The sequence below is a fragment of the Streptomyces sp. NPDC046900 genome (assembly GCF_040644975.1).
Classification (GTDB): Bacteria; Actinomycetota; Actinomycetes; order Streptomycetales; family Streptomycetaceae; genus Streptomyces.
Map to the genome: position 1 here is coordinate 1 of NZ_JBEYXD010000148.1, position 12,255 is coordinate 12,255.

Genomic DNA, 12,255 nt, shown 5'->3' on the forward strand with positions numbered 1-12,255 from the left:
CGCTGGCCCTCTTCCAGGGAGCGGAAGCCGGAGGCGTCGATGTTCGAGTAGTGGGCGAAGACGTCGGGGCCGCCGCCGTCCTGCTCGATGAAACCAAAGCCCTTTTCGCCGTTGAACCACTTGACGGTACCGCTGGCCATGCCTGTCTCCCTCAGGGAAATTCGGGCCCCGCACCGTGCGGGATCCGGAGGTGATCGCCTTGGTCCGGAGAGGCGCTGAACAGCAAGAACGCCCGAGACGTGTGTCACGGGCGAACGGGACTTCGGAACCACGACTACCGGCAGCGACGCTACACCGGGCACGGCCGAAGATCACAGGCCTCATGGGATCGCGTAGGCGAATCTCTAGCGTCACGACGGCCGTTACCGGCCGACGTCGCGGCGGCTGCGGACGGCTTTCCACGCCGGCCCGGTGAGATCGACGACCATCATTCCGTCTGCAGCCTCGCGGACGAGGATCCAGCCCTTCGCCTTGAGCCCTTCGAGCTGCTGCCGAATGTCCGGGCCCAGCTCCTCGACGAGCTGCGTCTCTGGCCGTGCCATCACGTAGTGCGCGGAAGCGTCGTCGGCGTCAGCGTCGGCCACCGATTCCCCCTTTTCCTCCTCCTCCGCCGTCGATCGATCCGGTGGATCCGCTGGTGGCCCGTCGGCGCATGCGACTGGGGCTGGCGATCGTGGCTGTTTGGTCGGCAGCCGTCGTCATCGCCGATGTCGCGCTGATCCGGACGCATGTGTTGGAAGAGACGTATACCGGCATCTCGACCGGCGCGGGGGTCATCATTGGCCCGTTCGCACTGCAGCTCTGGTACGGGGCCTTGGCCGGCAAAGCGCACGTCGACAGGCGGCAGCAGAGGCAAACTGCTGTCGGCCCGCACCATCACCGGTGTCCGCACCATAGATCTCGGTGCCCTCGCCAGTGTCCGCCGCTACGAGCTGATCGGCCGATTCGGCGGCTCGACGGACGAGTTGCGCTTGCGCGACCAGCACGGGGTGCGCCTGGCCGTCGACTCCGGCGACAAGGCGGTCATCGGAGCCGTCCGCGAGGCAGCCGATGCCCGACCGGGTGGTGTTTCACTCAAAGCGAGCAGGCATGCTCGAGCCCGCCCGGGCCGGGAACCCTGGTCATCCGCGCCCGAGGTCGGGCATGCGTTCGCCGGGTTCTTGGCCATGGGCGCGGCAATGCTCGCGTTCGGGCTGGGCAGTTACCAGCTCGCCTGCCTGCTGGCGGGCGTCGGCGCCTGGTGAGTCGAATCGATGACGCGGTCAAGCGCCGCTGCGTTCCTGGAGCACCAGTTCGGAAGACGCCGTATGCGGATGGCGGCTGACCTGGCAAGTCTCTGACCTGGGCTTGAGTGTGGTCGCCGCCGCTGTTCCCCGTGGCTCCCCGCACGATCTGACACGCGTCAGGGCACCTATGGGCCACGCTAGTCTCCGATCATGGCCTTGCGACCTGATGAGTTCTACGACCACGCACGTGCGGCCGCGGATGATGAGCTTCGGCTTCCGTTGGCACGGATGACCAGCTGGGACATAAGCCCGTTCGAGCCTGATGGACTTCGCGTCGCGCGCCTGCGCCCGCCCGTCCTGCCCGAGCCAGAACGGCACGGCGAGGACCCGGCGAACTGCGACGTGTGCCGCGCCCGAGACGAAGGCATCTGGTTCAACGAACGCTGGCGACTGGCCCGGGTCACGGGCGTCGGTGTGCCGCTGGTGCTGATGCTGTACTCCCGCAACCACTACGACATGGCAGATCTGCCCGACGAGATGGCCGCCGAACTGGGGGTGCTCACCACTCACATCGTCCGCCATGTGCAGGCACTAGCGCATGTCTCCCGAGCCCACGTCTACCGGATCGGGGACGGGGCCGCACACCTGCACATCTGGTTCTTCGCCCGGCCCGAGGGGCAGGCCCAGCTGTACGGGTCGTGGATGCCCGTCTGGGACGACCTGCTGCCGGAGTACCCGGCGGACGTAGCCGATGCAGACGCGGCGGCCGTCGCTCACGCATTGGTCACCTCGTACGGAGGCCGTCGCTCGGCCACCGACGAACAGATGCACGTCTGACCCCTCTGCACGATCTCGAAGGCCACGGTCTTGCCGCCGGCCCCGCCACGGCACCACCGCCTGACCGCACTGCCATGTCGTTCCGTCGGTGGTGCCTTCCCTTCCGCGGGCGTGGCCAAGGGGGACCCGCGGGCCTGCGTCCGAAGATCGGCGCTGAGCGGGTGGGTCCCTCCTCGATCGGGCAGCGTCGTGGGACCTGCAGACGGCCCTCATTAGCCGGTCTACTAATCACCCCTCCGCTGACCAGCGGGACAGAAGAAGCCTACGGCTCTGACCAGCTCAGATGCCGTGGGCTTCTGTCGTTGTTTGTCGGCGTCGGGCGACCTCGTACGGCCCAGAGACGGCCCTCGGATCAGGTCGAACCCGTACACCACTTCTCTGGACGCAACCTCGGCTAGGAATCGCTGAACCAGGAGCCGATCGAGTTCCATTGGAAGGCATCCCGCCAGGCAATCTCGCCGGCCGCCCAGCCCGCCAGGGCTGCGATGACCTTGTCCGCTGAGAGTGTCCGTGTCTGATAGTGCTCGGCAGGACTGCGATCACGATATTCGAGCTGGTAGGTGCCATCAGGCCGGAGCCAGACCTGGACGTAGCAGCCCGCCTCCGCGGCGCACTGCAACACGAGGTACCCGTCGCGGGGAAGGTTCAACACCACTGCTTCCAGTTTGGCGCCGCGTGGGCAGTTCTGCTCGGGGCGGTGGCCTGGGTGCGCAGGGGGGTCCGAGGCTGCGGGATCTTCCCGGACAGACTCGGCCGGCGGCAGTCCGCAGGCATCGACCAGTTCGAAGAAGAGGTCTTCCACGAACGGGTCCGCCCTCTTGGTCAGGACCACACGCAGTGCTTCACGATCCGCGGTAAACCCGCCCTCGGCTGCCCAGACCGCTATCTGCTCTGCTGTCTGGGGCACGTCCGCGAGCAACCAGCGGACCCTCCTATCGTTGTCGGTCTCCCCCCGTGGCGCCTCATCCTCCGAAGGCGGCGACACCGACACCTCGTAGTCGGCGGCCATCACTGGATCAAGGAAGGTCGACCAGGTCACCCCGGACGGAGTGAGACCGCGGACGTAGCAGACATCGCTGTCCATGACGCTTGCGATCATGACTGGCGAGCTAGTTGCTGTGACCAGCCGGTGCAGCCACCGGTCGCCGCCGTTATCCGGCAGATAGTCGTTCACTTGCAGCGTTTGCCAGCCCCCGTGGCGCGGCCAGCACTCGTGGAAGTAATCGGCACACTCCTCGATGTACCACTCCGGGTCATCGAATACAGACAGGTCCGGCAACGAAGAATCGCTGCGCACCAGGACAAAATCGCCAGAGTAACCCACGCTTCCTCCCCAGAGACTGCCGCGATGCTAGCGACAGGTACGGACACCGGCTGGGTCGCCCACGCGGTCGGCGTAGCGACTTTGGCCTGGAGTTTACTCAGTCAAGCGCCGCTGCCTGGGGCTTGGAGCACTAGTTTGGAAGACGGCGTATGCGGATGACCGCTGACCTGGCGACTCCCTGACCTGGTCCGGAGCGAGGTTGGCGCCGCTGTTCCCCGTGAGTCCCCGATACGTCCCGCCGGAACGGGCACGCAACGGGCACGGGGCCTCTTCGTCCCGAACTACTGGCTGAGAGGGCATTGAGGTCTCGGCGCCGCACGCTTTGCGAAGCCTAGGTGATCCAAGGACTGGAGTCCTGCTGACCTGCGGTGCGAGGGTCCCAAGCAGATGGAGCTCTTGCTCGTCAGCCTGCCTCTCTTCACGATGCTCTGACCAGCGAGACGTCCGACGCGGTATCTGATATCTACATGGGTGGCCCACACATGCCTGTCGTGAAAGCGCTCGTCGCCCTGCTCTGCTGCGGCGCCGGGACGATGCTGGTGCGGCGCGGTCTGCGCAGTTGGCGCATGCAGGCTCCCGCCCAGTCCCGCTCGGCGATCCACACCCCGGACATGAAGGAGGGGACTGAGCGGGCGCTGCTCCCGCTGGGAGCGTTCTCGTACTTCCTCGGCGCACTCATCGGGACCGTTGATTATCTCAATGCCACCCATCGCATCGGTGGTGTGAACCAGCATCTGTCGATGGTGCTGGCGACCGTGCTACTCGTCTTGCTGGTCGGCACGGCCGTGAGCGCTTTGACAGCAGTCGCGATCACTATGGTGGGCAGGCCCCGCTGCCTGGTCCCTCCGCATCTCCGGCAACACGATGCCACCAACCGTCGAGCCGGGCTCATCGAGCACGGTCCGGTTGACGACGATGAGAATGACGATGAGTCCGCGGGTGGCGGCTACCTGATCAGTGCCGAACCTGGGGCACGGACCATGACACTGACGGAGCCGATCGGCTCCAAGCGGTCGGAAAGCCTCCTGGTCTCTGTCTCTCAGCAGGAACTGCTGCCGGGTTGGAAGTATCTGCTCGGCGGCCCCGGGGAACCAACCTGTGAGGTAGTTCAGATCGCGGAAGGAGAACTGATGCCAGGAGAGCCCCGACGTATTCGGCGGGGGAGGTTCAGGACTATCGCATCCTCCCACCCGGCAGGCACGCTAGTGACGCCGGTCACCGTCGAATACGTTGAGGACTGGGCGCAGTGGATCCCCGAAAATGCCCCACCCGTATGACTAGTTTGGAAGACGCCGTATGCAGATGGTGGCTGACCTGGCAACTTCCTGACCTGGGCCGGAGCGTGGTTGGCACCGCTGTTCCCCGTGAGTCCCCGCTACGTCCCCGCCGGAACGGGCACGCAGCGGGCACGCGGGCCGTCAGTTATCCGATGCCCACCAGATGGGAGCGAGCTCTTACTTGAAGTGCTCCTCAACGTGCAGGTGACTCCCCTACGATCTCGGCATGGGCATTCTGATACCTGGGCTCGCACCGACTGTCGTGTGTGTGGTGACCTTCGCGGTGGTCTTCGTCTCTATGGCCAAGGTTCTTTTGCCGCGCGTCAACAAGGTCCTCGATGAGCGGAAGGACGCTATCGAGGGCCAGGTGGAACGTGCTGAACAGTTGACGATGGCGGCGGGTGAAGTCCTCGCCGAGTATCGCGAGGAGCTGGCTGAGGCCCGACACGAGGCGGCCCGCCTGCGTCTGGAAGCTTTGGAGCAGGGCACGCAACTGATCGCCGAGATTCGTGCTGAGGGTCTGCGGGAACGCGAGGCGATGATTGCGGAGGCTCAGGCGCGGCTCGCGGCCGATCTGGTCATTGCGGAGACGGAGCTACGGGGAGACATCGTGTCGTTGGCTACGGAGCTGGCCGGTCGGGTAGTCGGCGAGCCTCTCGAAAGTGCCGCCAACAGCGAGATCGTGGACCGCTTCTTCTCAGACCTCGATGCTCGGAGCGCGGCAGGCTTGCAGTAGTCCCTGATCCTGCTTTCCTGCCTCAACCCACCACTCTCCCCAGCTCACATCCCGTCTGCCGTCGACCCACACAGCGTGGAGTGGGCGTGGTCCATGGCGTCCAGGTGGAGCGCGCCACCGTACGAACGAGTGCGATTCCCAATCTTGTTGTCAATTTGGCCTGGTGGCACCCAGTGAGGGATCATGCCGCTGCGGCAAGACTCCGGGGTGGGGTGAGTTCGAAGGTTCGGTTGTCGCGTATGAGGGCCCACAGCACGTTGAGGCGCCGCCTCGCCAGGGCGAGGACAGCCTGCTTGTGACTCTTCCCTTGCGCTTTCTTGCGCGTAGAACGCCTTGGAGGCGGGGCAGTGCTGAGCGGCAATCTGAGCCGAGAGGTAGAAGACGGCCGGTCTGGTCAGCTCGATCTACGCCGCCGGGACCAGGTGGCCGGCTGGGGTCCAGGACCTCCCGGACGTCCGCTCCGGCTCCGCTGACGGACGCGGTCCGTCTGGCCGGTTTTCTTGACCTGGTCCCCGACCCGCGTGGCAGCCGCGGACGCCGCTATCCGCTGTCGGCGCTGGTGACCGCGGCCGCGGCCGGTGTCCTGGCCGGCGCCCGCTCACTCACAGCCATCACCGAATGGATCAGCGACGCGTCCGAGTGGGCCTGCCGGGCCCTCGGTTTTCCCGTGGGCCCGCTGACCCGCAGGGCCCGCGCTCCGCATCCCCATGCCCTGCGGCGCCTTCTCGTCCAGCTCGATGGTGACGCCCTGGACGCCGCGATCGGGGCCTTCTTCGCCGCCGGCGCCAACCCGGCCGGGCCCGGACTGCGGGCGATCGCGGTCGACGGCAAGGCCCTGCGCGGCTCGCGCACCGGCACCACCACCTACATCACCCTGCTCGCCGCGATGGACCACATTGGCACCGTCCTCGCCCAGCGCCAGGTCGCCGACAAGAGCAACGAGATCCCCGCCTTCGCCCCTCTGCTGACACGATCGACCTCACAGCGGCTTTGGTCCCCGCCGACGCCCTCCACGCCCAGCACGACCACGCCCGCTACCTGCGCAGCCGGGGCGCCCACTACATCTGCGTGGTCAAGCCCAACCATCCGACGCTTTATGACCGTCTGCGCCGCCTGCCCTGGAGAGATGTCCGCCTGGATCACATCGGCGCACCCGGGCCCACCACCGCGTCGAGATCCGCCGCCTGAAGACCGCGGCCTTCGCCCAGCTCGACTATCCCGAAGCCCGCCAGGCCCTCCAAGTCGTGCGTTGGAGGAAGGACTTCACCAGCGGCAAGCTCACCATCGAGCACGTCTACCTGATCACCAGCCTGCCGCCCGGCATCGCGAGCGGCACCCAACTCGCCGCCTGGATCCGAGGCCCCTGGAAGATCGAAAATCTTCTGCACCACGTGCGCGACCGCACCTTCCGCGAGGACGACTCCAAGATCCATGTCGGCCGGCTCCCCCACGTCAGGGCCGGTCTGCGCAACCTCGCGATCAGCGTCCACCGCCAGGACGGCCACATCAACATCGCCGCAGTCCTACGCGATACCGCCCGCCACTGGAACCGGCCCCTGACAGCCCTCGGACTCACCGGATGAACCCGGACAGAAGACGATCACGCAACAGACCCTGGCCAGCGGGGCCGGGGCGGAAGCCTGGGCCAGTCGGCCCAGGCCGGCGGGCATGAGGGAAGATGCGGGAGCAGGCACGGACTTGCCAAGTGTTCATGAGACTTCGACACTCACATGATCACCGAGACCGTGCCTGTACTGCGTTCGTCCCTACCGAACAGGGACACTCTGCCTGGTTTCGTGCCACCCCACGCCGGGTCGACACCCGCGGCGGAGTCACCGCGAAGCCAGCCAAGATCATTTACTGTTCCGGTCGCGGCCGGGTCGCCGCCTTCAGGTTGCGGACAAGTTCCTCGCGGTCCTGTCCCCCCTCCCTTGTACCATCGGCACGGCGCCACGCGGGGGTACCGGGGCCGAACCGCCAGGACTCGCTCAACGGGCCATTGTCGACGGTGTCGTACCCGAACTGGTCGTTGAGCCGGGTCACCAGCTCGACCGCCTCGGGGAAGTCGCTCGAGACCGGCAGCGCCAGGCGGTCCGGGGCCCCGGCGGGCCGGCTCCTGTGCAACAGGATCGCGGCCCGGATGCAGGTGAACGCCGCGGCCACCTTCGATTTCGGCAACTGCTCCTGCCGCAGCTCATGGATGGTCTTCTCCCCTGAATCGATCACGGGGAAATGGCCGTCGCGATAGATGGTGTAGTTGTTCGTGTCGAGCACGATCTTGCCGGCGAGTTCCTCGGCGGGCATGGTGTTGACGAGTCTGAGTGGCGCGGCGATGACGGCGAAGTCGCCGGCCGTGGCGGCCTGTGCGGCGGTCACGGCACGTGCGGACGGTCCCAAGTCGGCGATGAGACGCGTGAGGGTTTGTGGGCCGCGCGAGTTCGCGATGACGACGGTGTATCCGTTGGCGATCGCTGCGCGGGCGATCTGGGATCCGACCGTGCCTGCTCCGATGATTCCGATCGTCGTCATGCGAGCTCCTTGCGCGAGGTAACCGAGGAGGGCATGGCCGCAGAGGCCAGTAGCGTCAGCTTGTCCGCGTCGCTGGATCCGGGTTCCGGGTGGAACACGACGAGCATCATGCCCTCGGCACCGGCGATGCTCATGCGCTCCCGGTTGAGGGTGAGGTCCCCGACCTGAGGGTGGTCGAAACGGACGACACCCCCGGTCTGCCTCCGCACCTCATGCTTGGCCCAGAGCTGACGGAACCGGGGACTGGCCAGCGTGAGCTCTCCGGTGAGTTCGATGAAGCGGGGGTCGTCGATGTCCTTGCCGACGGCCTGCCGCAGGCTGGCCATGAGGCATTCCGTGGCGACCGTCCACTCCGGGTACAGCGCCTGTCCCGCTGGGTCGAGGAACATGTCCCGGAGCTGGTTGCCGCCGACAGCCAGACGGGGGTCGACGGCTCGGGCCAGGGCGTTGGAGGCCAGAACGTCGAAGTACCGGTTCTCGATGAACGCGGGCTGGACGAGGGAAGCCAGCAGCTTCAGCGCACCCGTCGGCGGAGTCTGCTGACGCGGCCGGCGTCTGCGCCGCCGGGGAACGTCCGTGACGAGCGTGAGCAGGTGGGTGAGGCCGTCGTCGTCGAGGTGCAGGACACGAGCGATCGACTCGAGCACCTGGGGTGACGGGTTGCGGTCCAGGCCCCGTTCCAGCCGCAGGTAGTAGTCCGCGCTGATGCCGGCGAGCATGGCCACTTCCTCCCGCCGCAGTCCCGGCACACGCCGTACACCGGTCTCGGGGATACCGGCTTGCTGCGGCGTCACCAAGTCGCGCCGGGCCCGCAGGTAGACCCCCAGAGCGTTGCTGGATTCGTTCATGCAACTGAGTCTAAGTCGCTGCGGCGGCATCAGAGGGGGCCCTCTCAGACCCCAGGCTCAAAGGGACTCTAGGTGCGCATCTTGGCTGCTCATAGCGTGTTCAGTGGCCCTTTCGGGCCGCTGAACGCCTGAAAGGACACACATGAACGTCTCACTGATCGCCGGAGCGCGAACAGAGGTAGGGCACCGATGAGCGTATCGACCGGATCCCCCGTGACGTCGACCACCCGCGGGTCCTCATCGTGGGCAGCTGTCGCCTCTTTGGGGCTGGGGATCTTCGCAATCATCATGTCGGAGTTCCTGCCTGCGAGTCTCCTCCCCCGCATGGCCGCCGGCCTCGGCGTCAAGTCGGGTGAAGCGGGACAAGCCGTCAGCGTCACCGCGTTCTCCGCCGCCCTGTCGGCTCTGCTGATCTCGGTGGTCCTGCCGCGCGCCGACCGGCGACGAGTCATGATCGGGCTGACGCTTCTGGCTGCCGTCTCGGACGTAATCGTCGCCTTCGCGCCCAACCTCGTCGTGCTCCTGTCCGCGCGGCTCCTGCTGGGCATCGCGCTCGGCGGGTTCTGGGCGATGGCGACCGCGATGGCCGCACACCTGGTACACGCCGACCATATCGGCCGCGCACTGACCGTCATCAACTCCGGCGTCTCGGTCGCCACCATCGCCGCCGTACCGCTGGGCACATGGCTGGGCGAGATCTGGGGCTGGCGGGAAGTGTTCCTGCTCGGCGCCGCGGTCGCGGTCCTCGCGCTGCTCCTACAGGCGTCGGTGCTCCCCCGGATCGCGCCCACCACGTCGAGCGGACTGCGAGCACTCGGGTCGGTGCTGCGCTCCCGCATCGTCCTCGCCGGCCTGTTCGCGATCCTGCTGATCTTCAGCGGCCACTTCAGCGGGTTCACCTACATTCGACCGGCCGCCGTGAGCCTGTCCGGAATCGATGGTGGTTGCTTCGCCGTGCTGCTGCTCGTGTTCGGCGTCGCTCTCTTCCTCGGCACGGCTCTCAGCGGCCCCCTGGCCGACCGTGCGCCACGAGCGGGCATGCTCCTGTTCCCGGGAGCACTCGGCGCCGGGATGCTCCTCATGTTCGTTGCCGGCGGTTCGATCGCCGGCCTGTTCACCGCGGCAACGGTATGGGGTTTCGGGTTCGGGGGTGTACCGACCACGTTGATGAGCTGGGGATCCCGGACCCAGCCGACACAGCTGGAGCAGATCGGCGGGGTCCTTGTGACCGCCTCCAACATCGGCATCACCATCGGCGCGGTCACCGGCGGCTTCCTCATCGACCTCGCCACGGACAGCACGCCACTGCTCATCGGCGGCCTTGCGGCGATCGCGGGCGCCGCACTGCTCTCGGCCCTGCGCCGGTAACGGCCCCTCTCATGGGCCACGCCTCGGTGTAGAGGCACCGCTGGCCCCGTCCTGGTCGAGTCTCACCATCACTCACAGGCCTGCGCCGGCGCGCCCAAACCTGCCACCTGGACCAATCACCTCACCACCGGCCTCAGCCTGGTGGTGAGGCGATTATGAACGTCGAGAGGGGCGCTGATCGTAGCGCAGACCGAGATGGTGGACGGGGGACTCGGTGACGATGTCGACGAGGGCTTCGGGCCGCTGGCCGACGACTTCGCCCGCAACTTCACCGAACGTGGCGAGATCGGCGCCGCCTTCGCGGTCTACCAGGACGGCCGCAACGCCGTTGACCTGTGGGGCGGTTACCGCGACGGGCATCGGCGCACCCCGTGGGCCGAGGACACCATAGTCACCGTCTACTCCAGTACCAAGGGAGTGGCGGGCTTGCTGATCGCTCGTGCCCGTGACCGCGGGCAAATCGACTACGACCGGCCGGTCGCGGACTACTGGCCCGAGTTCGCCGCACACGGCAAGTCCGCCATCACCATCCGGCAGCTGCCGGCCCACCAGGCGGGACTGTCCGCGCTGTCACGGCCGATCACCCTCGCCGAGCTACGCGACCCGAATCTGCTCGACGCGTTGCTGGCCGATGCCGTTCCGTTGTGGACGCCGGGCAGCAGACACGGCTATCACGCCGCCACGATCGGATTCTACGAGGACGCCCTGCTGCGGCGGGTCGACCCGCAGCACCGTTCGCTGGGCACGGTCCTGACCGAGGACGTGCGCCCAAAGGGCGCCGAGTTCTACATCGGCGTGCGTGGCCACGTCCGTCGCGGGCGTATCGCGACCATCCACGGCTTCCACAACGCCGAGCTGGCCGAGCACATCGACGAGATGCCGGCCGCGTTCGTGGCAGCCTTGAACGACCCCACCACGTTGACCGGGCGGACGTTCACCACTAACCAGGCCACCGCCGGAGTGGAGGCAGTCAATCAGCCGGAGGTGCTCGCCCTGGAGCTGCCCGGCGGCAACGGGACCGGTCAGGTGCGATCGATCGCCGCCCTCTATGCGGACGCGCTGAACGGTGGTCCGCTGCCGAGGCTTACCCCCGGCACGCTCGACGAGCTCGCCGCCCCCGCCGTGGATCCCACCGAGGGACGCCGCGACCTCGTGCTGCACGTCGACACCAGGTACTCGCTCGGATTCTGGAAGCCCTTCTCCGCCTTCCGCTTCGGTAGCGACGATGGCCGGGCCTTCGGTTGTCCCGGCGCGAGCGGCTCATTCGCCTTCGCCGACCCCGCGACCGGAATCAGCCTCGCCTACGCGCCGAACCGTTCCGGCTTCCGTATCTGGGAGGACCCACGCGAGCTGGCTCTGCGCGACACTCTGTTCCGTACCGTGCTCGGTCAAGCTGACCAGCCGCCCCAGGCCTGACGCGGGCCGCGTCAGCGTCGCCGAGATGGCCGGTCACGTAGTTCACATAAATCGTCGCAGACTACGTCGAGGTCTGCGTCCCGGCAGCGGTCGGGGGCGAAGGTCGAGGAACGCGGAACGTAGAGTTCCCGGTCGACTGCAGCGTGGCCGCGCTTGCCGCGGTTCGCCGTCGACCAATTCGCTGCGGTCGCGGTCGAACACTCGGGGAGTGGACGCGATGGTGGGCGATCCCGCCGTAGCCGCCGTCGCGGATCGAGGTCTCGGCGAGGTCGAAGTCCGCGACCGTGGTGTCGGCGGTCGTTGCAGATCGACGAGCGGCATCGGCTGGGCGACCGCTCTCGCGCTGCGGCCGCCCAGCCGGTCGTCGCCGTACCGGGAGGCGGCAAGCGTCTGGCCCCCGGGGGTAGCGGGTATCGCTCTGACTCGGCCACCAAGGCCGCGCTCGAATCAATGACTCGCTGGCGCAACCCTGAGAAGAGCCGCTTCCAACTCGTCAACGACCACCGGGACGCCTTCGAGGTGAAGCGGTACTGCGAGGTCCTGGGCCTGAACAGGTCCAGCTACCACAGGTAGCGGGCTGGCCGGTGAGGGCGGCGCGGCGCTTGTGCAGGTGCTGTCCCGGTGCGGGACAGGGCCGGACACCGCTACGCTGCCCGGTCATGAAGTCCGACATCGTTGAGATCAAGCGGTGGAA

At 67.2% G+C, this 12,255-nt stretch carries 13 protein-coding genes and 2 pseudogenes; 9 read left to right on the top strand and 6 right to left on the bottom strand.

The genetic code is table 11. The features are described 5' to 3' along the window. Positions 1 to 140: cold-shock protein (locus ABZ904_RS48410; protein WP_361830561.1), on the bottom strand; the 140-nt coding region annotated here is incomplete at its 3' end. A gap of 222 nt (positions 141 to 362) precedes the next feature. Next, a complete protein-coding gene (locus ABZ904_RS48415; protein WP_361830541.1) occupies positions 363 to 584 on the bottom strand; it encodes a hypothetical protein in 222 nt (73 codons plus the stop codon). A gap of 195 nt (positions 585 to 779) precedes the next feature. On the opposite strand from ABZ904_RS48415, the gene ABZ904_RS48420 reads away from it, so the two are divergent. Together ABZ904_RS48420 and ABZ904_RS48425 are read left to right on the top strand one after the other, a co-directional pair. After that, positions 780 to 1,244, top strand: a complete 465-nt coding sequence (locus ABZ904_RS48420) for a hypothetical protein (RefSeq protein WP_361830543.1) — start codon at positions 780 to 782, stop codon at positions 1,242 to 1,244. 192 nt (positions 1,245 to 1,436) lie between these two features. After that, positions 1,437 to 2,063, top strand: coding sequence for a hypothetical protein (locus tag ABZ904_RS48425; RefSeq protein ID WP_359409913.1), 627 nt, complete (start codon positions 1,437 to 1,439; stop codon positions 2,061 to 2,063). A 394-nt stretch (positions 2,064 to 2,457) separates the two neighbouring features. Here the strand turns inward: ABZ904_RS48425 and ABZ904_RS48430 are convergent, their stop codons facing one another. After that, positions 2,458 to 3,387, bottom strand: a complete 930-nt coding sequence (locus tag ABZ904_RS48430; RefSeq protein ID WP_361830545.1) for a hypothetical protein — start codon at positions 3,385 to 3,387, stop codon at positions 2,458 to 2,460. A 482-nt stretch (positions 3,388 to 3,869) separates the two neighbouring features. On the opposite strand from ABZ904_RS48430, the gene ABZ904_RS48435 reads away from it, so the two are divergent. Both ABZ904_RS48435 and atpF read left to right on the top strand, forming a co-directional pair. Beyond that, on the top strand, positions 3,870 to 4,664 hold the full coding sequence (locus tag ABZ904_RS48435) for a hypothetical protein (RefSeq protein ID WP_361830547.1): 795 nt from the start codon (positions 3,870 to 3,872) through the stop codon (positions 4,662 to 4,664). A gap of 226 nt (positions 4,665 to 4,890) precedes the next feature. Next, positions 4,891 to 5,400, top strand: a complete 510-nt coding sequence (atpF, locus tag ABZ904_RS48440; protein WP_361830549.1) for a F0F1 ATP synthase subunit B — start codon at positions 4,891 to 4,893, stop codon at positions 5,398 to 5,400. A 181-nt stretch (positions 5,401 to 5,581) separates the two neighbouring features. Here atpF and ABZ904_RS48445 read toward each other — a convergent pair. Beyond that, a pseudogene (locus ABZ904_RS48445) lies at positions 5,582 to 5,725 on the bottom strand (IS110 family transposase); the annotation flags it as partial. Between the two features lie 234 nt (positions 5,726 to 5,959). On the opposite strand from ABZ904_RS48445, the pseudogene ABZ904_RS48450 reads away from it, so the two are divergent. Continuing rightward, a pseudogene (locus tag ABZ904_RS48450) lies at positions 5,960 to 6,112 on the top strand (ISAs1 family transposase); the annotation flags it as partial. Positions 6,113 to 6,644: 532 nt separating this feature from the next. Beyond that, entirely contained in the window at positions 6,645 to 6,983 is a 339-nt protein-coding gene (locus tag ABZ904_RS48455; RefSeq protein ID WP_361830551.1) for a hypothetical protein, read from the top strand. A 274-nt stretch (positions 6,984 to 7,257) separates the two neighbouring features. Here ABZ904_RS48455 and ABZ904_RS48460 read toward each other — a convergent pair whose 3' ends face one another. Then, a complete protein-coding gene (locus ABZ904_RS48460; RefSeq protein ID WP_361830553.1) occupies positions 7,258 to 7,929 on the bottom strand; it encodes an NAD(P)-binding domain-containing protein in 672 nt (223 codons plus the stop codon). Further along, a complete protein-coding gene (locus tag ABZ904_RS48465) occupies positions 7,926 to 8,777 on the bottom strand; it encodes a helix-turn-helix transcriptional regulator (protein ID WP_361830555.1) in 852 nt (283 codons plus the stop codon). The genes ABZ904_RS48460 and ABZ904_RS48465 overlap by 4 nt, the downstream gene beginning before the upstream one ends. Positions 8,778 to 8,966: 189 nt before the next feature. Here ABZ904_RS48465 and ABZ904_RS48470 point away from each other — a divergent pair, with 189 nt between their 5' ends. From ABZ904_RS48470 to ABZ904_RS48480, 3 genes are all read left to right on the top strand, one after another. Beyond that, complete coding sequence (locus tag ABZ904_RS48470) at positions 8,967 to 10,145, top strand: MFS transporter (protein WP_361830557.1); 1,179 nt, start codon at positions 8,967 to 8,969, stop codon at positions 10,143 to 10,145. A 195-nt stretch (positions 10,146 to 10,340) separates the two neighbouring features. Next, positions 10,341 to 11,561 (top strand): serine hydrolase domain-containing protein, encoded by a 1,221-nt coding sequence (locus tag ABZ904_RS48475; protein WP_361830559.1) that lies wholly within the window; start codon positions 10,341 to 10,343, stop codon positions 11,559 to 11,561. Positions 11,562 to 11,861: 300 nt separating this feature from the next. Continuing rightward, a complete protein-coding gene (locus ABZ904_RS48480; protein WP_361005310.1) occupies positions 11,862 to 12,134 on the top strand; it encodes a hypothetical protein in 273 nt (90 codons plus the stop codon). The last annotated feature ends 121 nt before the right edge of the window (positions 12,135 to 12,255 follow it).